Origin of the sequence: Duganella sp. S19_KUP01_CR8, assembly GCF_036688705.1 — a bacterium.
Taxonomy (GTDB): Bacteria; Pseudomonadota; Gammaproteobacteria; order Burkholderiales; family Burkholderiaceae_D; genus Rugamonas.
Map to the genome: position 1 here is coordinate 21,512 of NZ_JAQQPR010000036.1, position 23,026 is coordinate 44,537.

Annotated in this window: 19 protein-coding genes; 6 read left to right on the plus strand and 13 right to left on the minus strand. The window is 61.8% G+C overall.

Annotation, left to right across the window (positions count from 1 at the left end; genetic code table 11):
• Positions 1–39: 39 nt before the first annotated feature.
• Positions 40–1,761 (minus strand): response regulator, encoded by a 1,722-nt coding sequence (locus tag V6M89_RS26945; protein WP_332856099.1) that lies wholly within the window; start codon positions 1,759–1,761, stop codon positions 40–42.
• A 192-nt stretch (positions 1,762–1,953) separates the two neighbouring features.
• Positions 1,954–3,345, minus strand: coding sequence for a 30S ribosomal protein S12 methylthiotransferase RimO (rimO, locus tag V6M89_RS26950; protein ID WP_116990945.1), 1,392 nt, complete (start codon positions 3,343–3,345; stop codon positions 1,954–1,956).
• A gap of 140 nt (positions 3,346–3,485) precedes the next feature.
• On the opposite strand from rimO, the gene V6M89_RS26955 reads away from it, so the two are divergent.
• Positions 3,486–4,490, plus strand: coding sequence for a LacI family DNA-binding transcriptional regulator (locus V6M89_RS26955; RefSeq protein WP_332856100.1), 1,005 nt, complete (start codon positions 3,486–3,488; stop codon positions 4,488–4,490).
• A 185-nt stretch (positions 4,491–4,675) separates the two neighbouring features.
• Entirely contained in the window at positions 4,676–6,532 is a 1,857-nt protein-coding gene (locus V6M89_RS26960; RefSeq protein WP_332856101.1) for an alpha/beta hydrolase, read from the plus strand.
• A gap of 31 nt (positions 6,533–6,563) precedes the next feature.
• On the opposite strand, the gene V6M89_RS26965 is transcribed toward V6M89_RS26960, so the two are convergent.
• From V6M89_RS26965 to phaC, 8 genes are all read right to left on the minus strand, one after another.
• The gene (locus tag V6M89_RS26965) at positions 6,564–8,984 is read right to left on the minus strand and encodes a TonB-dependent receptor (protein WP_332856102.1); all 2,421 of its coding nucleotides are present in this window, start codon (positions 8,982–8,984) and stop codon (positions 6,564–6,566) included.
• 155 nt (positions 8,985–9,139) lie between these two features.
• Complete coding sequence (locus V6M89_RS26970) at positions 9,140–10,225, minus strand: ABC transporter ATP-binding protein (RefSeq protein ID WP_332856103.1); 1,086 nt, start codon at positions 10,223–10,225, stop codon at positions 9,140–9,142.
• Positions 10,226–10,227: 2 nt separating this feature from the next.
• Positions 10,228–11,166 (minus strand): carbohydrate ABC transporter permease, encoded by a 939-nt coding sequence (locus V6M89_RS26975; protein ID WP_332856104.1) that lies wholly within the window; start codon positions 11,164–11,166, stop codon positions 10,228–10,230.
• Positions 11,167–11,198: 32 nt separating this feature from the next.
• Entirely contained in the window at positions 11,199–12,083 is an 885-nt protein-coding gene (locus V6M89_RS26980; RefSeq protein WP_332856105.1) for a carbohydrate ABC transporter permease, read from the minus strand.
• Positions 12,084–12,086: 3 nt separating this feature from the next.
• Entirely contained in the window at positions 12,087–13,334 is a 1,248-nt protein-coding gene (locus tag V6M89_RS26985) for an ABC transporter substrate-binding protein (protein WP_332856106.1), read from the minus strand.
• Positions 13,335–13,391: 57 nt separating this feature from the next.
• Complete coding sequence (locus V6M89_RS26990) at positions 13,392–14,768, minus strand: GH1 family beta-glucosidase (RefSeq protein WP_332856107.1); 1,377 nt, start codon at positions 14,766–14,768, stop codon at positions 13,392–13,394.
• 172 nt (positions 14,769–14,940) lie between these two features.
• Positions 14,941–15,504: a polyhydroxyalkanoate synthesis repressor PhaR gene (gene phaR, locus V6M89_RS26995; RefSeq protein ID WP_020706485.1), complete on the minus strand. Its 564-nt coding sequence runs from the start codon at positions 15,502–15,504 to the stop codon at positions 14,941–14,943.
• Between the two features lie 201 nt (positions 15,505–15,705).
• On the minus strand, positions 15,706–17,442 hold the full coding sequence (gene phaC / locus V6M89_RS27000; protein ID WP_332856108.1) for a class I poly(R)-hydroxyalkanoic acid synthase: 1,737 nt from the start codon (positions 17,440–17,442) through the stop codon (positions 15,706–15,708).
• Positions 17,443–17,488: 46 nt separating this feature from the next.
• Here phaC and V6M89_RS27005 point away from each other — a divergent pair, with 46 nt between their 5' ends.
• On the plus strand, positions 17,489–17,713 hold the full coding sequence (locus tag V6M89_RS27005; RefSeq protein WP_332856109.1) for a hypothetical protein: 225 nt from the start codon (positions 17,489–17,491) through the stop codon (positions 17,711–17,713).
• 17 nt (positions 17,714–17,730) lie between these two features.
• On the opposite strand, the gene pgeF is transcribed toward V6M89_RS27005, so the two are convergent.
• On the minus strand, positions 17,731–18,519 hold the full coding sequence (gene pgeF / locus V6M89_RS27010) for a peptidoglycan editing factor PgeF (protein WP_332856110.1): 789 nt from the start codon (positions 18,517–18,519) through the stop codon (positions 17,731–17,733).
• Positions 18,519–19,550, minus strand: a complete 1,032-nt coding sequence (locus V6M89_RS27015) for an RluA family pseudouridine synthase (protein WP_332856111.1) — start codon at positions 19,548–19,550, stop codon at positions 18,519–18,521. Before V6M89_RS27015 ends, pgeF begins: the two co-directional genes overlap by 1 nt.
• A gap of 89 nt (positions 19,551–19,639) precedes the next feature.
• Here V6M89_RS27015 and V6M89_RS27020 point away from each other — a divergent pair, with 89 nt between their 5' ends.
• Positions 19,640–20,440: an outer membrane protein assembly factor BamD gene (locus V6M89_RS27020; protein ID WP_332856112.1), complete on the plus strand. Its 801-nt coding sequence runs from the start codon at positions 19,640–19,642 to the stop codon at positions 20,438–20,440.
• 57 nt (positions 20,441–20,497) lie between these two features.
• Here the strand turns inward: V6M89_RS27020 and yaaA are convergent, their stop codons facing one another.
• The gene (gene yaaA, locus V6M89_RS27025) at positions 20,498–21,268 is read right to left on the minus strand and encodes a peroxide stress protein YaaA (protein ID WP_332856113.1); all 771 of its coding nucleotides are present in this window, start codon (positions 21,266–21,268) and stop codon (positions 20,498–20,500) included.
• Between the two features lie 35 nt (positions 21,269–21,303).
• On the opposite strand from yaaA, the gene V6M89_RS27030 reads away from it, so the two are divergent.
• Together V6M89_RS27030 and V6M89_RS27035 are read left to right on the plus strand one after the other, a co-directional pair.
• Positions 21,304–21,753, plus strand: a complete 450-nt coding sequence (locus tag V6M89_RS27030) for a putative toxin-antitoxin system toxin component, PIN family (RefSeq protein WP_332856114.1) — start codon at positions 21,304–21,306, stop codon at positions 21,751–21,753.
• A 69-nt stretch (positions 21,754–21,822) separates the two neighbouring features.
• Positions 21,823–23,013, plus strand: coding sequence for a pyridoxal phosphate-dependent aminotransferase (locus V6M89_RS27035; protein WP_332856115.1), 1,191 nt, complete (start codon positions 21,823–21,825; stop codon positions 23,011–23,013).
• Positions 23,014–23,026 lie beyond the last annotated feature (13 nt).

Consider the following 23,026-nt stretch of genomic DNA (forward strand, 5'->3'; position numbering starts at 1 on the left):
TTGCAGGATAGTCAGTTTGATCTGAATTGGCAATCCGCGTCACACCCCGCCCACCGCAAGCGGGTCGGGCATGATGCTCTCCAGTTGCAGGCGCAGTTCGACGTGGCGCGGCTGGCCGGGCGCCATCCGGTCGATCAGCGCCAGCACCTCGGACGCCTCGGCCAACAGCGCTGGATCGTAGCCGCGCTTTTGCACGTGCGAAATCAGTATCTGCGCCGTATTGAATAGAACGCGCAGATTTCCCGGCATCTTCAGGCGCGCGGCGCGCATCCACTCGACCGCCACCTCCAACTTTTCGGTCTTCCACAACAGCACCCCGCGATTCATGATATCGGTCGCCTCCTTGCGCGCATTTTCAATCAACACGAGGCCCTCGTCGCCCATCTGCGCGCAGGCGAAGACCTTCTCCACCGCGTCGCGCACGCTCTTGTCGTCATCGTTGTTCTGGATGATGTGGCACAGCAGCTTGACCGCAGGTTCCTTGATGCCCACTTCGAGCAGCAATGTCGCGATATCCATGCAGATATTGGCGGAAGGCAGGTCAGCCGCGGTCGCCGCGGACAGCATCGCCTCGAATTCGTCGGCGATAACCATTGCGGCGCGTTGATCCTGATTATCCAGGTACACCAGTCCTTCGGTGATTCTGGCGCGAAGATCGCTGGCGGCGCAGGCGAATTTTTTCTGCACCGTAGCGAGGATCTGCATCGCCTCCTTGGGCGCCTTCTTGATGCCGCATACCCGCGCCAGTGCAAAATAGGGATCCGCGGTTCTGCTGACCGAGTGTTCGCCGACACTGATACATTTGCGGAAAGCCTTCTCCGCCGCCGCGACATTACCCAGCCCTAGCGAGACCTCGCCCAGCGTCTTCTGGCGCGCCACGGAGTTGGGCGACAACCTGGCGGCCCGCTCCAGTACCGTTCCGGCTTGTTCCTGCTGCCCCAGCAGCTTGTGCGCAGCAGCGAGCTGATCGTAGGCTTCCAGGTACAGGCTGTTGCCATCGATAACATGCTGGAGCATCTGGCAGGCCCCGGCATAATCACCGTCCTGCACATAGAACCTGGCCAGCCCGGCCTTGGCCCAGGCGCAATCGCGTTGGCATAATATGTTTTCGTAGATGGCGCGGGCCTTGTCACGGTCTCCACATTTGAGCAACAGATTGGCCTTCATGCGCAGCAAATCATTTTCGTGCAGCTTGTTACCGACGATCTGAATGTCGCACAGCGCGGCCGCGCCGGCATAGTCTTTGCGCGCGTAGGCCAGGTCGATGCTCTTGAAAACCTGCTTCTTTTGCCAAATGCGATTCAGGCGCGTATTCAACATGCCCTCGGTGATCGGCTTGATCAGATAGGCATCGGGATGATATTCGGCCGTGCCCATCACGGAATCGGCGCCTTTCTCGGCCGACACCATGACGAATATGCAGCTGGGATTGAGCAAATTATTGCTGCGTGCCTCTTCCAGGATTTGCTGGCCATTCCTCCCACCGTCCAGGTGGTAGTCGCACAAAATGACGTCGTAGCGCTTGTTGCTGATGAGGGCGATCGCTTCGCCCCCATCCGTCGCCTGGTCGACGGATTTCGCGCCCATGTTACGCAGACTCTCGCGCAGCAACTGACGGATGCTGGCGCAATCGTCGATCACCAGATAGTGCTTGTCGGTCCAATTGACGGACTTTGCGGCGGCGTTCGGTGCATTGCTGGCAATCATTTGATTCATGGTAATTCCTTTCGGCCAGCGCCCCGCCATCACCACCGTCGGCATGCCAGCACTTCGACATTGCCAAGTGGCAACACCATGATCCCAATGTAGACTATTGTGACTATCCTGTCAAACGAGACTTTCGTACTTGCCAATCAGTCAATGCGCTTTACGGGCGCCCACGTCGAAGCAGGCCAAAAAAAAAAGCAGACCGGGTTTCCCCGGTCTGCTTTTTCCGTGCCAACTGCTACTGGCTTATTGCGCCTCGCCCCACAGGTCGTGGGCGTCGGAGGTGGTGATCTTGACGTCGAAGAACTGACCGACCGCCAGCTTCTTGTGCGGCTCATACGGCGGCTTGACGTACACCACGCCGTCGATTTCCGGCGCGTCGGCGCTGGAGCGGCCCACGCCGCCGCTGCGGTTGACTTCATCGATCAGCACGCGCACGGTGGTGCCGACCTTGGCCTTCAGGCGCGCTTTCGAGATTTCTTCCTGCAGCAGCATCACGCGGCCACGGCGCTCTTCGCGCACTTCTTCCGGCACCGGATTGGCCAGTTCGTTGGCGGTGGCGCCTTCGACCGGCGAGTAGGCGAAGCAACCCAGGCGGTCGATCTGCGCTTCCTTCAGGAAGTCCAGCAGGTATTCGAATTCGGCCTCGGTCTCGCCTGGGAAGCCGGCGATGAAGGTCGAGCGGATGGTCAGGTTCGGATTCATCGCGCGCCAGGCCAGGATGCGGTCCAGATTCTTCTCGCCGCTGGCCGGACGCTTCATGCGCTTCAGCACATCGGGATGCGCGTGCTGCATCGGGATGTCCAGGTAAGGCAGGATATGCTCGCCCATCATCGGGATCACCTGGTCGACGTGCGGGTATGGGTACACGTAGTGCATGCGCACCCAGGCGCCGTACGACTTGGCCAGCTCGCCCAGCGCTTCCATCAGCTGCGTCATGTGGGTCTTGATCGGGCGGCCGTTCCAGAAACCGGTGCGGAACTTGACGTCGACGCCGTAGGCCGAGGTGTCCTGCGAAATCACCAGCAGTTCCTTGACGCCGGACTTGAACAGGTTCTCCGCTTCCAGCATCAGCTCACCGATCGGACGCGACACCAGGTCGCCGCGCATCGAAGGGATGATGCAGAACGAGCAGCGGTGGTTGCAGCCTTCGGAAATCTTCAGGTAGGCGTAATGCTTAGGCGTCAGCTTGATGCCCTGCGCCGGGATCAGGTCGAGGAAAGGCTCGTGCGGCTTGGGCAGGTGCAGGTGGACCGAATCCATCACTTCGGCCAGCGCGTGCGGGCCGGTCACGGCCAGCACCTTCGGGTGCACCTTCATGATGATGTCGTCGCCGGCGGCGTCTTTTTTCGCGCCCAGGCAACCGGTCACGATCACGCGGCCGTTTTCGGCCAGCGCTTCGCCGATGGCGTCCAGCGATTCCTGCACCGCGGCATCGATGAAGCCGCAGGTGTTGACGATGACCAGATCGGCGCCGTCGTAGGACTTGGCAGTCTCGTAGCCTTCGGCACGCAGCTGGGTCAGGATCTGTTCGGAGTCGACCAGCGCTTTAGGGCAGCCGAGCGAGACGAAGCCGACTTTAGGCGCAGGTGCGCCGGTTGCGGGCTTGGGGAGACGATTGAGTGGTTGCGATTGCATGATAGGTTGCTTTATACGCCATGAAAATTACGAGCAATCGAACATTATACCCCATTCGCCATAGGGAGATCATGATAGGATAGAGGCTAACCCAGTGGCCCGCATCGGCGCCGCTTTCATCACCCAGTTCAGGAGAATTCGTGGCAACGCTGAAAGACGTCGCAGTGCTCGCCGGTGTAGGCATGTCGACAGCATCGCGCGCCATTTCCGGCGCCGGTCCGGTATCGGCCGAGGCGATGAAGAAAGTCCAGGCCGCGATCGAACAACTCAATTTCCGTCCCTCGTCCATCGGCCGCTCGCTGTCGGCGCAGTCGCTGGGCATGATCGGGATATTCACGCCCTCCTTCTTCGGCGCCTACTATGGCACCATCCTCAAACAGACCGACGTTGAGCTGCGCGCCATGCGCCGGCACGTGGTCGTGGCCACCGGCTGCGGCGACGGCTCGCCGCGCGACGAGGCGGTGGAAGCGGTCAAGTTCCTGATCGGCCGCGATTGCGACGGCATCGTGGTGCTGGGCCATGACCTGTATGACGAGGACCTGATCTCGCTGCAGAAGATGCATCCAAAGATGGCCTTCCTCAACCGCCGCAGCCCGCAGCTGCCGGATGCCTCGTTCTGTCCCGACCATTTTCACGGCGGCGAACTGGCGGCGCGGACCTTGCTGCAAGCGGGGCATCGCGAACTGGCGGTGATCTCCGGCCCGGCCTTCACGTCCGATAACAAGGAGCGCCTGGATGGTTTCTTCGCCGAGCTGCAGCGCAGTGGCATTGAACGTTCGGCGGTGCGGTTGATCGAATCGGACTTCTCGCGCGAGGGCGGCTTCAGCGCCACGCAGCAGTTGATCAACGAGGACCGCAAGTTCACGGGCCTGTTCTGCGCCAACGATGAAATGGCGGTCGGCGCCCTGTCCTGCTTCCACCGCGCCGGCATCAGCGTGCCGAACGAGGTGTCCGTGATCGGCTATGACGATGACTACTCGGCCGAGTACTCGTCGCCGGGCCTGACGTCGGTGCATATCCCGATGCAGCAGCTGACGCAGAACGCCGTGCGCTGGCTGCTCAACCTGTGCTACGGCACCCAGCACGAAATCATCCGCGAGTTCCCCGTCACGGTAACCATGCGCGGCTCCGTCGCCCCGCGCTAACCCGCCACCCGCCATCCGCATACAACAACGGCCGCCCGCAGGGGCGGCCGTTGTTGTATGCGGGCGGCCAAAATAGCGCGGTGTGACAATGCGCGCACTTTCAGACTATTTCCTGCTGTAAATTTATCATTATCAGTGTTAATTTTGATAACTTGACCTCACTCGAAACAGCCATGGATACGCTCATGAAACTGCTAGCTTACCTCCCCCTAACCCTGCTCATGCTGCTGCTGGCCGGCGCGATATGGGGCAAGTTTGCGCCGCGTTACGACACCGACAGCAAGAATCCCACGGTCGAGATCTGCGTCGCCACGGGATCGAAGGAGGCCATACTGTACGTGCTGGTACACGGGCTGGACGCACAGAAAGAGGAACAACAAGCTTACTGGCAAACAATCCGCACGCTGTTGCTGCGATACGGTGACGTCGCCACACTCAGCTATCCTGCACACACGATGTCCAACGCCGATCCCGACGCCATCGCCATTGCCATCAGCTCGCGCGTGCAGGCGCAGTGGGAACAGAAACAATACACCGGGGTGGTCGTCGTCGGCAATAGCATGGGGGCGCTGCTGGCCCGCAAAGCCATGCTGTACTCGGCTGGAAAAACCACCGGACAAACCACCCAGCACCCCGCCTGGCAAGGGACGGCGTCACCATGGTCCACCAGCGTCAAGCGCTTGATACTGCTGGCAGGCATGAACCGCGGCTGGGATCTGTCCGGCCAAAAGCCGGGCGACATGCGCTGGTACGCTTATGGCTTCTATGCGCTGGCGACCTGGTACGGCAACCTCACCCACCACGGCCAGCTGCTGATCGGCATGCAGACAGGTTCGCCGTTTGTGGCCGACCTGCGACTGGAGTGGATGCGCTGGACCAGGGAACTGAAAAGCACTCGCGGCGAGCCGGAAGTCGTGCAACTGCTGGGCGATATCGACGATCTGGTCGGCCCGGCGGACAACGAAGACCTGCGCGTTACCGGCGGCGATAATTTCGTCTGGTTGAAGGTCAGGGGGACAGGACACGCGGACATCCTCGACATGGCGCCACCGGTCAAGGACGAAACGCCGACGATCCAGAACTACCGCTACGGCAAGTTCCTCGCCGCCGTGGACCAGCCCTTTGCCATGCTGAAGCAGCAGTCGGAGGAGCTGCCGCCGCCCCGGGACACGGACGTTACACAAATCGTCTTCATCATGCACGGCATCCGCGACCTGGGCGAATGGTCGTCGCAGTTCGAGACCAGTTTGCAGCAGCAGGTGCGCAATGGGCCGCCCGGCGAAAAACTTGCCATCGCGTCGGTACGCTACGGCTACTTCGGCATGGGCCAGTTTCTGTTGAGGCGCGACCGCGAGAAGTATGTTCGATGGTTCATGGATCAGTACACCGAAACACTGGCGCGCTACCCGAAAGCCACCAAGATCCATTTTATCGGCCACAGCAATGGCACCTATCTGCTGACCAGCGCGCTGCACGAATACAAATCCATGCAGATAGATCATCTGGTACTGGGCGGCAGTGTCGCCAGGAAGGAGTACGACTGGAAAGAGATTTTCAGCCGTGGCCAAGTCAAGCAGGTACGCAATTATGTCGCGCAGGACGACTGGGTGGTGGCGCTGCTCCCGCGCTTCTTCGAAACGTGGCCTGTGGCCTGGTTGAAGAACGACGTAGGCAGCGCGGGCTTCAACGGCTTCGATGCCGGCGATTCCGGAACCGGCAACCTGGCGGTGGAAAACGTCAAGTACATCAGCGGCGGCCACGCCGCCTTTCTTGATCAGATTACTCCCATCGTCCAGTTCCTGATACCGGCCATCGGGCAATCGCCGACGACACCGCATGCGATCGACTCCGTGAAAGACCGCGCGTGGAACTGGCAAATCCTCGAGTACTATTCGCGTTACCTGACCTGGACGCTGTGGGCCTTCCTCATATTTATGGTCATATGGCTGGGCGCGCGCATGTCGTGGGCGGCTGGCCACTTCAGCGCAACGGCCTTGCTTTTCTACGTAGTCATCGTGCTGGAAGTGCTGCGCTGGAGCTAGGAAAAGGCCGGCATCGCTGCCGGCCTGCCTATTAGAACTTCATCGACACGCGGCCGCCGAAAGTGCGCGGGTTGTTGTAGTACGCCGCCCAGATCTGCTGCGTCGGCTGGCATGGCGCGCCGACCTGCGTGCAGACTTCGATGGCGTCATACTTCACCGCCTTGTCGGTGGCGTTGTTGACGAACAGCTCCGCCGTGTAAGCCTTGTTCAGCGGTTCGTAGCGCACGCTCAGGTCCAGCGTGGTGTAGGCCTTCTGCTGCTTCACGCCCGGATGGCCCGGCACATCGGTATTGAACGCACCCGAACCGACAAACGATTCCGACTCGTAGTGCGCCGAAGCGCGCGGCGTGATGCGGCCCTTGCCGGTGTCGAAGTCATGCTCGACCATCAGCGTCGCCGCGAACGTCGGCGCGTGCTTCAATACCGCGCCGCCGACATTGACGGTAGGCGCCGTCGTGCCGCAAGCCTGGTTGTTGGCGCGCGCAGCATCCACGTCGCAGGACAGGAAGGCGTCATAGCGCGCCTTCAGCCAGGTGGCGTTGCCGCTGAATCGGTCGGCGCTGGTCGGACGATAGCTCCATTCCGCTTCGACGCCCTTCACCGAGGCGCCGGCCGCGTTGAAGTTTTGCAGCGTGTTGTTCACCACCTGCGATTCCAGCTTGTCCTTGTACTTCATCCAGAACGCGTCCAGGTTCAGCGACAGCTTGCGGTCGAACAGGTCCGATTTGAAGCCGACTTCATAGCTGGTCAGCTTCTCCGGCTTGGTGGTGGCGCCGCCGTCGCCGATGGCCGGCGAGTGGAAGCCTGTGGTCACCGAGGCGAAGGTCAGGATATCCTTGGTGGGCTTGTACTCGACGCGGCCCAGCCAGGTGGACTGGCCGTATTTCAGGTCGGCCGTGTTGTCGCCGTAGGTATTGCCGCAGGTCTGCTGGTTCACCACGCCGCCGGGGCCGATGTTGTGGGTGTTGATGGTGCCCACGCCCGGCGTGACCAGCTGCGCGATCTGGTTCGGCGTCAGGTTGACGGTGCCGCGCGGCGCGTTGTCCGGCCAGTTCGGGCAGGCCCAGTTCTGGCCGCCGATGTCGAACTTGTGGTCCTTGGTGTAGCGCGCGCCGCCGGTGACCTTCCACAGCGGATCGATGTCGTAGCTGGCCTGCGCGAACACGGCTTTCGAATGCAGCTCGCGGTCGCCCTGGATGAAGGACATCGCCGACGCGTACTGGCCCACGGTCGGTTGCACGAAGATCACGCTGCCGCTGGCGATGTCCTGATCCAGCATGGCCTGCGAAATCTGGCTGCGGTCGATGTCGAAGCGGATCTTGTTCTTCTCGCGGAAGAAGAACAGACCGCCCACCCATTGCAGCGGCGATTCAGAATCCGAGCGCAGTTGGATCTCGTTGGAGACGCTGTCGAACTGGCTCCACTCGGTGCGGTTCTCGGCCTTGAAGCCCGGGTAGAAACCGGCGTCGGCGTCGCTGCCGTTGGTGCGTTTCAAGCGGCTCCACGCGCCCAGGTACTGCGTCGCCAGGCCGTCCATCGGATGCCATTCAACCTTGGCCTTGGCGGTGATGATGGACTGGTCCAGCGTGCCCGGCGTGTCGATCAGCGCCGAGCGCAGGTCTTGGCCCGGCTTCGGTTCGGCCGACAGGTAGATGTTGCCGGCGCCGGTGTCGCTGTAGTAATCACCGATGAAGGTGGCCTTCAAATCGGGCGAGAACTTCCACAGCAGCGAGGCGCGCGCGCCCTGCTGGTCGCCGGCGCCGTATTTCTTGGTGCCCGGCTGGACGTTCGAACCTTTGAGGAAGTTGACGTAGCCGTCATGCTGGTCCTTGATGGCGGCGATGCGCAGCGCGATGTCCTCGCTGAGCGGAATGTTCATCATGGCCTGGGTCTGGATATGATGGTAGTCGCCCAGCGTGATGCTGGCGGAGCCGAAAGTCTTGGCGGTGCTGGGCGCGCCGGACACCAGGTTGACCGCGCCGGCGGTGGAGTTACGGCCGTTCAGCGTACCCTGCGGACCGCGCGCGACTTCGACGTGGTTCAGGTCATACATCAGCGCCGTCGCGCCCTGGGGGCGCGGCACGTAGATGCCGTCGACGTAGAACGCCACCGCCGGGTCGCCCAATTCAGTGTGGTTGGCCGAGCCGACGCCGCGCATGTAGACGTGCACGCCGCCCGAGTCGCTGTGCGGTTCCACCACCAGGCTAGGCACCATGGCGGTCATCGTCGCCAGGTCCTTGACCTGGTTGTTGGCCAGCGTGTCCTGCGTGTAGGCGGTGATCGCCAGCGGCGTGTCCTGCACCAGCGTATCGCGGCGGGTGGCGGTGACGATGATCTTTTCCACTTCTCCGCCAGCTTGCGCCACCGGTGCGGCCTGCTGCGCCAGGGCGCCGCCGGCGAATGCGAACTGCGCGATCTGCGCAATACTCAAGGCTAAAATCGTTTTCTTCATTTTGTCTATCCTCGCTTCTTCCATCATTTAAGTTGGCGTGCCCTGTTCTCTACGACAGTTTATACACGAGTGGAACCGGTGCCACCACAAGGCGCACCGATGCAACGGGCCATGCCGCGGCGGCCCGGTACTAAAACACAGCTGCTACTACGGTGTCAGAGCCGCTGTTCGCTGGCCCCGTCGAAAAGTGAAACGCGCTTGGTGCGGATCGAGAAGCTGATGTCTTTCTCGGTTTCGAGATGCTGCTGGTCCTGCACGATGCCCGCGACCTGGGTGCCGTGGAAGTCCAGCCATAACACGCGGTGCGCGCCCATCGCCTCGATCAACGAGACCGATGCGCACACCACGTTTTCAGCGCCGTCGCAATTGCCGACGTCGATGTCTTCAGGCCGCACGCCCAGCACACATTCGTGCTTGCCTGTCGGCTGCTGCTTGAATGGATAATCCGTCACGTCGACGGACATATGATCGTTGCGGAACACGGTGCGGCCGCCCTCCTGTTCCAGCTTGCCCTTGAACAGGTTCATGCCCGGCGAACCGAGGAAGGTCGCCACGAACAGGTTGGCCGGCTCGCTGTAGATATTGGCCGGCGTGTCGAACTGCTGCACCACGCCGCCCTTCATCACGGCCATGCGCTGCGCCAGCGTCATCGCCTCGACCTGGTCGTGGGTCACGTAGATCATGGTGGCGCCGAGCTGCTTGTGCAGCTGCTTCAGTTCGCGACGCAGCTCGGTGCGCAGCTTGGCATCCAGGTTGGAGAGCGGCTCGTCGAACAACATCACGTCCGCTTCGCGCACGATGGCGCGGCCGATCGCCACGCGCTGGCGCTGGCCGCCGGACAGGTTGGCCGGCTTGCGCTTCAACAGCGGCCCCAGTTGCAGCATGTCCGAAGCGCGCGCGACGCGGCGGGCGATTTCCGCTTTCGGCGTGCCGTTGATGCGCAGGCCGAAGGACATATTGGCTTCGACGTTCATGGTCGGGTACAGCGCATACGACTGGAACACCAGCGCGATGCCGCGGTCCTTCGGGTCGGCCCAGGTCATGTCCTTGCCGCCGATTTCGATCTGGCCGGAGGTGGTGTCGATCAGTCCCGCGATGCTGTGCAACAGCGTGGACTTGCCACAGCCCGATGGGCCGAGGAGCACAACGAACTCCCCTGCCTTCACGTCCAGGTTCAGAGACTCGATGACCTTGTTGCCACCCAACTGGATTTGCAGATTACGAATAGCTACGTTAGACATTATTAACCCTTCACAGCGCCAGAGGCGATGCCGCGCACGAACCAGCGGCCGGAAATGAAATAGAGAGCCAGCGGCACGACCGACGTCAGGATGGTCGCAGCCATGTTGACGTTGTACAGGCGCTCGCCGGTGGTGGTGTTGATGATGTTGTTCAGCTGGACCGTCATCGGCAGGTGCTCGGAACCCGCGAACACCAGGCCAAGCAGGAAGTCGTTCCAGATGCCGGTGACCTGCATGATGACGGCGACCACGATCACCGGCGTCGACATCGGCAGCATCAACTGCAGGAAGATGCGCCAGAAACCGCCGCCGTCGATACGGGCGGCCTTGAACAACTCCATCGGCAGCGCCGCGTAGTAGTTACGGAACAGCAGCGTCATCACCGGCATGCCGAAGATGGTATGGATCAGCACAATGCCGGGCAATGAGCTGAACAGGTTCACCGCAGCCAGCACGCGCACCAGCGGATACACCATCACCTGCACCGGAATGAAGGCGCCCATCATCAGGATCGCGAACAGCAGGCCGGCGCCACGCGGCCGCCAGAACGACAGCGCATAACCGTTGACCGCGCCGATGGCGATCGACAGCATGGTGCTCGGCACCACGATGGCGACCGAGTTCCAGAAGCCGCCGCGTATGCCGTTGCATTCCAGTCCCGTGCAGGCGGACTGCCACGCTTGCAGCCAGGGCTCCAGGGTCGCGTGTATCGGCAGCGCGAACAGCGTGCCGAGGCGGATCTCTTCCATCGGCTTGACCGACGTCACCAGCATCACATACAGCGGCAGCAGGAAGAACAGCGCCGCAATGATCAGGAAGCCGTAGACACCGATGCGGGCCGGTGTCCACGCCAGCTTGCGGCGCGGCCTGATGGCCGGTGCCGCGCCGGCTATGCTGTCGTTGGCGGCGGCGCCCGGCGCCAGCCCTGCTGCTTTTTCCATTCCTGCCTTCTCGAGTTTGACGACCTGTCCCATCATGCCCCCTTCGCGGCGCGACGGTTACGCACATAGTACAGCGGCGCGACGATGGCCAGCACCGTGGACAGCAGCACGATCGACGCCGCCGAAGCGAGGCCGATATTGGCGCGGCCGAACAGGTAATCCATGATGAACTTGGCCGGCACTTCGCTGGCCGTGCCCGGGCCGCCCTGCGTCATCGCGACCACCGAGTCGAATACTTTGACGACCATGACGAACAGCAGCACGAAGGCGGTGGACACCGATGCGCCCAGCATCGGCAACACGATGCTGACGTAGACGCGCCAGCGCGGGATGCCGTCGATGCGGGCGGCCTTCCACAGTTCCTCGTCGACGCCGCGCAGGCCGGACAGCATCAGCGCCATCACCAGGCCGGAAGCCTGCCACACGGTGGCGATGACGATGGTGTAGATCGCCATGTCCTGGTCGACGATCCAGTCGAACTTGGCGTCGGCGAAGCCCAGCTTGTGCAGCACTTCCTGGATGCCCAGTTCGGGATTCAATATCCACTGCCAGATCAGGCCCGTGGCCACGAACGACATCGCATACGGATACAGGAAGATGGTGCGCAGCGCGCCTTCGGCCATCACCTTCTGGTCGATGAACACGGCCAGCAGGAAGCCGATGACCAGGCAGGCGGCGATGAACAACACGCCGTACACGGCGACGTTTTGCAGCGACAGCAGCCAGCGCTCGTTGTTAAACAAGCGAATGTACTGCGAGGCGCCGACAAAGTCGCTGGCCGGGAAGGTGCGCGAGCTGCTGACCGACACGCGGGCGGTCCACAGCATCGTGCCCAGGTAGGCCAGCAGCACCGTCAATGCCATCGGGATCATGGCGAAGTAGGCTGCGATGGAAACGCTTTGACGCTTCTTGGCCATGGCTTATTGATCCTTCAGCGCGCGGGCAAAGGCTTTTTGCGCGTCGTCCGCCGACTGGTTCTTGTTCCAGTAGCTGGTCAGCACGTCCTGCAAGGCGCCGGTGGTGTCCGGGGTCGCCAGCATTTCGGCGTTCGGCAGCTGGCGGCTCTTGTCCTTGATGATGGCCAGGCCCTGCTTGGCGCAGATGTCCAGCGTCGATTCATCGACGTCGCCGCGTATCGGAATCGCGCCCTTGCGCGAGTTGAAGGCCACCTGCGCGGCCGGCGAAGTGACCACCGTCGCCAGCAGCTTCTGCGCCTTGATGGTGTTGGCGTCCGTGGTTTTCGGGAACACGAAAGCGTCGCCGGCGACGATGTATGGCGCTTTCGGACCGAAGCCGGGGAAGCAGCCGAAGTCCTTGCCCGCCACCTGCTTGGCCGACGAGAACTCGCCCTTGGCCCAGTCGCCCATGATCTGCACGCCGGCCTTGCCGCTGACGACCATCGCGGTAGCGTCGTTCCAGTTGCGGCCCGGGGAGCCTGCATCCACAAAGGCTTTCAGTTTCTTGAAGTCGACCAGCACTTGCTTGAAGGCCGGCGACATCACGGCCTTTTGATCGCGGTCGCGGTACACCTTCAGGTACAGGTCGGAGCCGCCCACCATCGCGAAGATGGCGTCGAAGGTGATCTTCTCCTGCCACACCTGGCCGCCGAAAGCCAGCGGCACCAGGCCTGCGGCCTTCAGTTTGGCCAGCTGCGCCAGGAATTCGTCCCAGGTCTGCGGCTCGTTGGTGATGCCGGCTTTTTTATACGCGGCCTTGGAATAGAAGAACCAGGCCGGCATATGAATGTCCACCGGTGCGGCGTAGAAGTGGCCGTTGATCTTGATCGCGGCCAGTATCGACGGCGGCATGATCTGGTCCCACTTGCCGGCGGCAGCCACGTCGTCGACGTTGTTCAGCAAGCCCTGCTCGACGAAGTCGCGGAACTGCTTGGAGGTGTTGAACTGCGCGGCCGTCGGCGCATTGCCACCGACGATGCGGTTGATGGTGGTGGCGCGCGACTGGTCGGCGCCGGCGATGGCGTTGTCGATCCACAGGCCGCCGGCCTTGTTGTACGCATCCGCGAACTGCTTGACCGCCTGGGATTCGCCGCCCGACGTCCACCAGTGGATCACGGTCGCCTTCAGCGGTGCCGGAGCTTGCGCCTGCACAGCGCCGCATGCGGCCAGGGCGAGCGCGATGGCGCTTCCCAGTTTTGTAGCCTTAATCATTCTGTCTCCTGTGGGCGTCGAGCGCCCATTTTATTCGGATGGCTGCCGGAAGTTCAATTATTTGGCGTCCCGTTTAGCGAGGAAATCCGCCACCAGCCTGGCGCTGCGCTTCAAGGTGCGCTTCTGGGTCGCATAATCCACATGGATGATACCGAAACGGCGCTCGTATCCGAAGGCCCATTCAAAATTGTCCATCAATGACCAGATAAAGTAGCCACGCACGTCGACGCCGGCCTTCACCGCCTGGTTCACCGCCTCCAGATGGCGATTCAGGAACGAGATGCGCTGGCGGTCGTCGACCTCGCCGTCGATCACCTCATCGTCGGTGGCCATGCCGTTCTCGGTGATGTAGATCGGCGGCAGGTTCGGGTAGTCGCGGTGGAAGCCGACCAGCAGGTGGCGCAGGCCGTCCGGGTAGACTTCCCAGCCCATCTGGGTGCGCTCCACGCCTTCCAGGTCGACTTCGTGATAACCGTGCTTGCCGTCGCTGACGACATTGGTGCGGAAGTAGTAATTGATGCCGAGGAAATCGAGCTTGCTGCCGATGATGTCCATGTCGCCGGCCAGCACCAGCGGCTCGGCGCCCGGCCACAGTTCCCACAGCGCCGATGGATAGGATTTCTTCAACAGCGGATCGAGGACCCAGTTATTGTGCTGAAGCTCGAACAGCCAGGCCGCGCGCTGGTCGGCGTCGCCGCTGCCGGTGCTGGTGCCGCGGCCGACGTTGGCGACGATGCCCACTTGCGCCGCCGGGTCGTTGGCGCGCAGGTGCGCCACCGCCAGGCCGTGGCCCAGCAGCAGATGGTGCATGGCCTGCGTGGCGAACACCACGTCCTGCTTGCCAGGCGCATGGTGGCCGGTGCCGTAGCCGTGCATCGCCGAGCACCACGGCTCGTTCAGCGTGGCCCAGGCGTCCACCAGGCCGGCCAGCTCCTTGCTGATCATGTCGGCATATTCGGCGAAGCGGTAGGCGGTGTCGCGGTTGACCCAGCCGCCCTTGTCTTCCAGGTGCTGCGGCAGGTCCCAGTGGTACAGCGTGACGTAGGTCTTCAAGCCTTGGTCGCGCAGCGCCGTCAGCAGCTTGCGGTAGAAGGCGATGCCCTTTTGATTCGGCTGGCCGTCCGCCGTCATCACGCGCGGCCAGGAGATCGACAGGCGGTAGGCGCCGACGTTCAGGCTGGCCAGCAGTTCGACATCCTCCGGCCAGCGGTGATAATGGTCGCAGGCGACGTCGCCGGTGTCGCCGGCCAGCGTCTTGCCCGGCGTGGCCGAGAAGGTATCCCAGATCGAGGGAATGCGGCCGTCTTCGGCGATGGCGCCTTCAATTTGATAGGCCGCGGTGGCGGCGCCCAGCAGGAAATCCTTGTTCCACAGGACCGAATCGGCCGGTGGCGAGAACGTCTCTTCCAGTGCAACTGATGCATCAACAACCACAGCAACTCCTTCGTCTATTCGTGAAGTGGAAGCGCTTCCACTGATGTTGTCGATAGTACTACTGAAGAAATTCTGGTGTCAACGAAATTCTGGAGTTTTTGTAACTTGGCTACAAAAACGGCACAGCGACCGAAGTGGCTGTGCCGTTTTTAATGCTGCTGACCGTGAAGGATTACTTCTTGTCGGTCGGCGGCACGCCCGGGACGAAGGGGAAGGTGCCGAAGATGTTCTTGCTCTGGCTTTGCATCTGCTCTTGCATCTGCACGAACAGGCTCTTGCTCTGGTCGATGTAGTTGTTCATCATGCCCTGCATCATCGGGCCCTGGACGTTCATGAACTGGGTCCACATTTCCGGGCTGAAGGGCTTGCCTTCCAGGCCGCCGGCGGTGGTGCCGGTGAACTTGCGCTGGATGTCGGTAAAGGCCTGGACGTTCTTTTCCAGGTAGGAACCCATCATGCCCTGCATGGCGTGGCCGTAGAAGCGGATGATCTGCGCCAGCACGTCGCTGGAGAACATCGGCGCGCCGCTGGCCTCTTCTTCCAGGATGATCTGCAGCAGGATGCTGCGGCTCAGGTCTTCATTGCTCTTGGCGTCGACCACGGTGAATTCTTCGTTGTCCAGCACCAACTGCTTGACGTCCGTCAGCGTGATGTAGGAACTGGTCTGCGTGTCGTACAGACGGCGATTCGGGTATTTCTTAATCAGACGTTCAGCATTTTTTTTCGCACTACTCATCACAAGTCCACTTATTGCGCCGCAGCGCGTACTCTAACAATTCGAAAAAAAAGCGAACTTCGGTCCGCTTTCCCACTAGCCTACTTTTTCTATTATAGAGGGGAAAAAGCATGTCTTGCACAATCTGATATAACTTTTAGGTTTTATTGCAACGCAACCAAATTTACAGATCGACAATAGTATGCTTTTTCCCTGCTGAAATTAATCTGCACGTACCTTCACGTAGCGGCCAGGGGCCGGTTCGATGGCCTGGTAACGGGCATTGCCGGGTTTGGCCTTGGGCTTGACGTCCTTGCCGCCGTGCTCGGCCAGGAAAGCGGCCCACTCCGGCCACCAGCTGCCGGGATTCTCGGTGGCACCGGCCATCCATGCCTCGCCATCCTGCGGCTTGGCGGCTGCGCGGCCCAGCGGCTTGTCGTTGGTCCAGTAGCTGCGCTTGTTCTTCGCCGGCGAGTTGATCACGCCCGCGATGTGGCCGGATGCGCCCAGCACGAAGCGGTTGGCCTTGACCTTGCCCGGATTGAGGATGTTCATCGAGCTGAAGGCCGACATCCACGGCACGATGTGGTCTTCCCGCGAGCCGTAGATGAAGGCCGGCGCGTCGATGCTGCTCAGGTCGACCTTCTGGCCCGCCACCTTCAGCTTGCCGGTCTTGAGCTTGTTCTCCAGGTAGGTGTTGCGCAGATACCAGCAGAACATCGGGCCCGGCAGGTTGGTGCTGTCCGAGTTCCAGTACAACAGGTCGAACGGCGGCGGTTCATTGCCCTTCAGGTAGTTGGACTGCACGTAGTTCCACACCAGGTCGTTCGGACGCAGGCTGGAGAAGGTGCTGGCCAGGTCGCGGCCCGGCATCAGGCCGCCGCCCTTGAGTTGCTGCTCGCGCATCGATACCTGGGCTTCGTCGACAAACACGTCCAGCACGCCGGTGTCGCTGAAGTCAAGGAAGGTGGTCAGCAGCGTCAGGCTGGAGGCCGGCTTTTCGCCGCGCGCCGCCAGCACCGACAACGCGGTCGAGACCAGCGTGCCGCCAACGCAGAAGCCCAGCATGTTCATCTGCTCCTGGCCGCTGATGTCCTGCACCACGTGGATCGCTTCGATCACGCCCTGGTCGACATAATCGTCCCAGGTGGTGCCCGCCAGCGACTGGTCGGGATTGCTCCACGAGATCAGGAACACGCTGTTGCCCTGCTCCACCGCATAGCGCACCAGCGAATTTTCCGGTTGCAAATCCAGGATGTAGAATTTGTTGATGCAAGGCGGCACCATCAGCAGCGGACGCTGGTGCACCGTGGCCGTGACCGGCTTGTACTGGATCAGCTGGAACAGCGGATTTTCATACACCACCGTGCCCTCGGTCGTGGCCAGGTTGCGGCCCACCTCGAACGCCGATTCGTCGGACAGCGAGATATGGCCCTTGTTCATGTCGGCCAGCATATTGGCCAGGCCCTTGGTCAGGCTCTCGCCCTTGGTTTCGATCAGCTTTTGCTGCGCCTCGGGATTGGTGGCCAGGAAATTGGCCGGCGACATGGCGTCGATGATCTGCTGCACGGCAAAGCGGATTTTCTGCTTTTGCTGGCCGGAGGTTTCCACCGTGTCGACCATGGCATTCAGGAATTTGGCGTTGAGCAGGTATGATGCCGCATTGAAGGACGACATGGGATTGCCCTGCCAGGCGTTGGAAGTGAAGCGGCGGTCGGCCACATCGGGCGACTTGCCGGCCAAAAACTCCTGCCACAAATCGCCAAAATCTTGCAGATACTGGTTTTTCAGCTGCTCCATGGCCTCCGGCTTCACCGAGGCGCCCACATCCTGCATCATGGCGGCCAGCGGATTGGCGTCCGTGGTGGGCGCCATATTGAACCAGGATTGCCACTGTCCGGGGTCGCTCATCTGCGACATCCAGGCGTTGGCAATGGCTTGAGGATCTGGCAAATTCATGTTTGATTCCCTAAAAATAGTTTAAATATCTTTACTTGGGCTGCTGATGCTGATTGTTGCTATTGCTTGGATCTACGTGGTCGGACTGATGGCTCTGACCGAGCCTACCGTCGTTGCGGGAATTGTAACGTTTTTGTTCTACTGCGTGCTGCCATTAGGCACTTTGATCTATATCTCGGGCACCGGCAAGCGCAAAGCCCGGCGCCGCGCGGCCGAACTGGCGGCGCACCAGGCCCGCCAGGCCGCCGCCCAAACCGAAGCGGAAGACTAAGCCAACGCCGGTGTGATTCATTTGAGCCAGATCAAAGCGGCCTGCCGTCCGGTGACGCCGTCGCGCCGGTAGGAGTAAAAGCGGCCGGAATTGGACACGGTGCAGAACTCGCCGCCATGCACCTGCATCACCCCTGCCCGATGCAGCACGTAGCGCGCCAGCGCGTAAATATCGGCCAGATGCTTGCCGGGCTTGCCCTCGATGGACGTAAACGCCGCTTCCACGTGGCGCGCGCCCGACGCATCGACCACACCACTCAGGAAAGCCTGCTTGACCTCCGGCCCCACCTCGAACTGGTAGGCGCCGATCGCCGGGCCCATCCAGGCCATCAACTCGCCGGCGCCTGCCGCGCGCATCGATTCCACGGTATTTTCCAGCACGCCGGCGGCCAGTCCGCGCCAGCCCGCATGCGCGGCCCCCACGGTCTTGCCCTCGACATCGCAGAACAGCACCGGCAGGCAATCGGCCGTCATGATGACGCAGACCTTGCCCGGCACGGTGGAGAAGCTGGCGTCCGCCTCCGGCACGTCCTGCGCGCCGATCCGGGCCACATCGACCACCGCCGTGCCGTGCACCTGCGACAGCCAGGCCGGCGTTCCCGGCAGCAAGGCGCGCAGGATGTCGCGGTTGCGGGCCACATTGTGCGGCTGGTCGCCGACATGGGTGCCCAGGTTCAGGCCGCCGCCGCCCATGCCGTCGTCATACGGCGCCGGGCTGACGCCGCCGCGCCGCGTGGTCGACAGCGCGCCCACATTGCCCGGCAAGCCAGGCCAATGCGGGGTCAGCCAATGTGACGGGGTGGACATCAAATACCTTCCGGTACCTCGATGCCGGCGCGGGCCAGCAACTCGGCAAAATCGTCGGCCAGCGGCACGGTCCATTCGCATTGCTCGCCGGTGGCAGGATGAACCAGCCCCAGGCGGCGCGCCTGCAGTGCCTGGCGCGGGAAGTAATCGGCCAGGTGTTGCTTGCCGTAGGTGGTGTCGCCCACCAGCGGGAAGCCGATCGACATCATGTGCACGCGGATCTGGTGGGTGCGGCCAGTTTCCAGGCGGCACTGAACCAGGGTCACGGGACGGCCTTCGCCCAGCTTGCCGCCGCCCAGCACCTGATAGTGGGTGATCGCCGGCTTGGAGCCCATGCCGGTCGACACCGCCATCTTGATGCGGTCTTTCGGGTGGCGGCCCATCGACGAATCGATCGTGCCGCTGATGCGCGGCATGCCCCACACGATGGCGAAATACTCGCGCTTGACGGTGCGCGCGGCCAGCTGGCGCACCAGGTCGGTCTGGGCCGGCAGCGTCTTGCCGACCACCATCAGGCCGCTGGTATCCTTGTCCAGGCGGTGGACGATGCCGGCGCGCGGCACGCCCGACAGCTGCGGGCAGTGGTGCAGCAGGCCGTTCAACAGCGTGCCGGACCAGTTGCCGGCGCCCGGATGGACCACCAGGCCGGCCGGTTTGTTGATGACCATCAGGTGCTCATCTTCGTAAACGATGTTAAGTTCCATCGGTTCCGGTTTAAAAGCCTCGTCTTCCGGCGCCGGTTGGGGCAGAATGACGATCTTCTCGTCGCCGTAGACGGTGTCCTTGGTGCTTTTGGCCGGTTTGCCATCGACAGTGACGAAGCCGTCGGTGATCCACATTTGCAGGCGGCCGCGCGAAAATTGCGGGACCAGGTGCGAAATGACTTTATCGAGGCGTTGACCGCAGACTTCCGGGGTCAATTCCAGCTGGATCGGAGCCAGACCGTCGTCTTCGCCGAAATCGCCGTCCTGCGCGTCCTCGATGTGCAGCAGGTCGGCGTCGGAGTCATGTTCGGAGGAAGATTCGGCCAAATTCGGCTTTGGAGTTAATATCACGGCATTCCCATCGGCTATAATCAGCCTATTGTAAAACTTTGGTTAAACAGCTTCTTGCAAAACATATGCAAAAAAAATTGAAAGTAGTCGCAGCAACGTTGGTTCTGCTTAGTTTGTCCGCTTGCGGTTTGTTCTCGGAGAAAATCGACGAGACTAAAGGTTGGAGCGCTACGAAATTATACTCGGAGGCGAGCGAAGAGCTGGATGGCCAGCACTACGAACGCGCAATTCAGTTGTACGAGAAGCTGGAATCGAGCTATCCGTTCGGCACTTACGCCCAGCAGGCGCAAATGCAGATCGCTTACGCATACTACAAATCGCAGGACCAGGCCCAGGCGCTGGCAGCCGTGGAGCGCTTCATCAAGCTGCACCCGAACCATGCCAACGTCGATTACATGTACTACCTGCGCGGCCTGATCAACTTCAACGACCAGATCGGTTTCCTGAACTTCATCTACGAGCAGGACGCCACCGAACGCGACCCGAAAGCCACGCGCGAAGCTTACGCGGCCTTCAAACAGCTGGTGGACAAATTCCCAAACAGCAAGTATACGCCGGATTCGCTGGATCGTATGCGTTATCTGATCAATGCGATGGCTTCGTATGAAGTGCACGTGGCGCGCTACTACTACCGTCGCGGCGCCTACCTGGCAGCGGCCAACCGCGCCATGGGCATCATGAACGACTACCGCGACTCGCCGGCGATCGAAGAAGCGCTGTTCATCATGATCCGCAGCTACGACAAGCTGGGCATGACCGAACTGCGCGACGACACCATGCGCGTGTTCAAGCTGAACTACCCTGCCAGCAAGTTCCTGGACGAAGGCAAAAAAGCCGAACGTCACTGGTGGAAACTCTGGAATTAAGTTAAAAGCTGACAAAAACCGGGACCCAGGTCCCGGTTTTTTATTATTTACCCCATTTTACGCTTCGACCCGGCGGCGGAAAATCCAGGTCTTGTCGTCCGAATCCTTCTTGTCGAAGGCATAACCGTCGACGTTGAATTTCTTCAGTTTCTGCGGATCGGTGATGCCTTTGACGGCGGCGAAACGCGCCATCAGGCCGCGCGCCCGCTTGGCGTAGAACGAAATGATCTTGTATTTGCCGTTTTTCCAGTCCTCGAACTGCGGCGTGATCACCGGCACGTCCAGCAGCTTGGGCTTGACCGACTTGAAGTATTCCTCGGACGCGAGGTTGACCAGCGTCTCGGCGCCCTGCTCGGCCGCAGTCTTGTTGAGCGCCTGGGTGATGGTCTCGCCCCAGAAGGCGTACAGGTCCTTGCCGCGCGGATTGGCCAGGCGGGTGCCCATTTCCAGCCGGTGCGGGTGGATCAGGTCCAACGGGCGCAGCATGCCGTACAGGCCGGACAGGATGCGGATGCGCGCTTGCGCGTAGTCCAGCTGGCCCGGCTTGAGGCTGCGCGCGTCCAGGCCGCCGTAGACGTCGCCGTTGAAGGCCATCACGGCCTGGCGGCCCTCGGCGGTGTCGGCGGTCCACGATGCGTAGCGGGCAACGTTGAGCGCCGACAGATTGTCGGACAGGTCCATCAGCTCGCCGATCTGCACCGGCGAAAATTCGCGCAGGCGGGTGATCAGCTGGGCCGAGTGGTCGAGAAAATCAGGTTGGGAGTGCAACTTGGTGGTCGGAGGGGTCTCCAGGTCGAGACTTTTTGCAGGCGAAAGCACTATCAGCATAAGATTCCAGATAAACATTTTTACGAACTAAGCACATGATACCTGTTCCAGAGAAACTCACACCGACGCGCATCGTTATCGATACCAACGTCTGCCTCGACCTGTTCGTGTTCAAGGACCCGCGCTGGGCCGCCTTGCTGGCCGCGCTGGAAGACGGCACGGTCGAAGCCATCACCCGCTCCGACTGCCGCGACGAGTACAACATCGTGCTGCACTACAAGCACCTGCCGCTGGACGACGACTCGCGCCCGCTGGCCGCCGCCCGCTTTGACGCGCTGATCAAGGTGGTCGCCCCGCCCGAGTCCGGCATCCGCCTGCCGGTCTGCACCGACAAGGACGACCAGAAGTTCCTCGAAGTGGCGCGCGACGCCAACGCCGCCATCCTCATCACCAAGGACAAGGCGCTGCTGAAACTGGCGCGCCGGCTGGCCAAGGCCGGCATGTTCAAGGTCATGGTGCCAGAGGCGTGGAGCCCGGAAAGTTAAGGTCTTTTTCACCACACCAAACCCGGCGCGCTGAGCTAGAATAGGCTATCTGTCCACTACACAGCCGCCATGAATAGCCGCAATAATCTGCCGAACAGCACGCCGTCCACGCCCATCCTGACCAGCCGCCTGCCGGCGGTCGGCACCACCGTGTTCACCCGCATGTCGACGCTGGCCGCGCAAGCGAACGCCGTCAACCTGGGCCAGGGCTTCCCTGACTTTTCCTGCGAGCGCAGCCTGCTGCAAGCCGTCAACGACGCCATGCAGGCCGATTTCAACCAGTACCCGATGATGATAGGCGCGCCGGCGCTGCGCCACGCCATCGTCGCCAAGATCGACGCCATCTACGGCCACCAGTACGACGTCAACACCGACATCACCGTCACCGCCGGCGCCACCCAGGCGCTGACCACCGCCATCCTGTGCTGCGTGCATCCGGGCGACGAGGTGATCGTCATCGAACCGAGCTACGACAGCTACGTGCCGGCGATTACGCTGGCCGGCGGCGTGCCGGTGCTGGTGCAGATGCAGGCCGACGCCGACGGCTACACCGTGCCATGGTCCGCCGTGGCGGCCGCCGTCAACGGCAAGACCCGCCTGATCGTCATCAACAGCCCGCACAACCCGACCGGCAGCGTGCTGCGCGCGGCCGACCTGGAAGCGCTGGCCGACATCGTGCGCGGCACGGACGTGCTGATCCTGTCGGACGAAGTCTACGAACACATGGTCTACGACGGCCAGCGCCACGAATCGGTGTGCCGCCATCCGGAACTGGCGGCGCGCGCCTTCGTCGTCTCCAGCTTCGGCAAGACTTACCACGTCACCGGCTGGAAGATCGGCTACGTCGCCGCGCCGGCCGCGCTGTCGGCCGAGTTCCGCAAGGTGCACCAGTACAACGTCTTCAGCGTCAACACGCCCATGCAGCACGGCATCGCCAGCTACATGGCCGATCCCAAGCCCTACCTTGAACTGCCGGCCTTCTACCAGCGCAAGCGCGACCTGTTCCGCGCAGGCCTGAAGGGCTCGCGCTTCGAGCTGCTGCCGGCCGACGGCACCTATTTCCAGTGCGTGCGCTACGACAAAATTTCATCGCAAACGGAAGCGGAGTTTGCGGAATGGCTGACCACCGAGATCAAGGTGGCGGCGATACCGGTATCGGCGTTTTACCAGCAAGGCAAGGAATCGGGCATCGTCCGCTTCTGCTTTGCCAAGAAAGATGAGACCCTGGCACTCGCGTTGGAGCGACTGGGCAAAGTTTAATTCGGGGACAAGA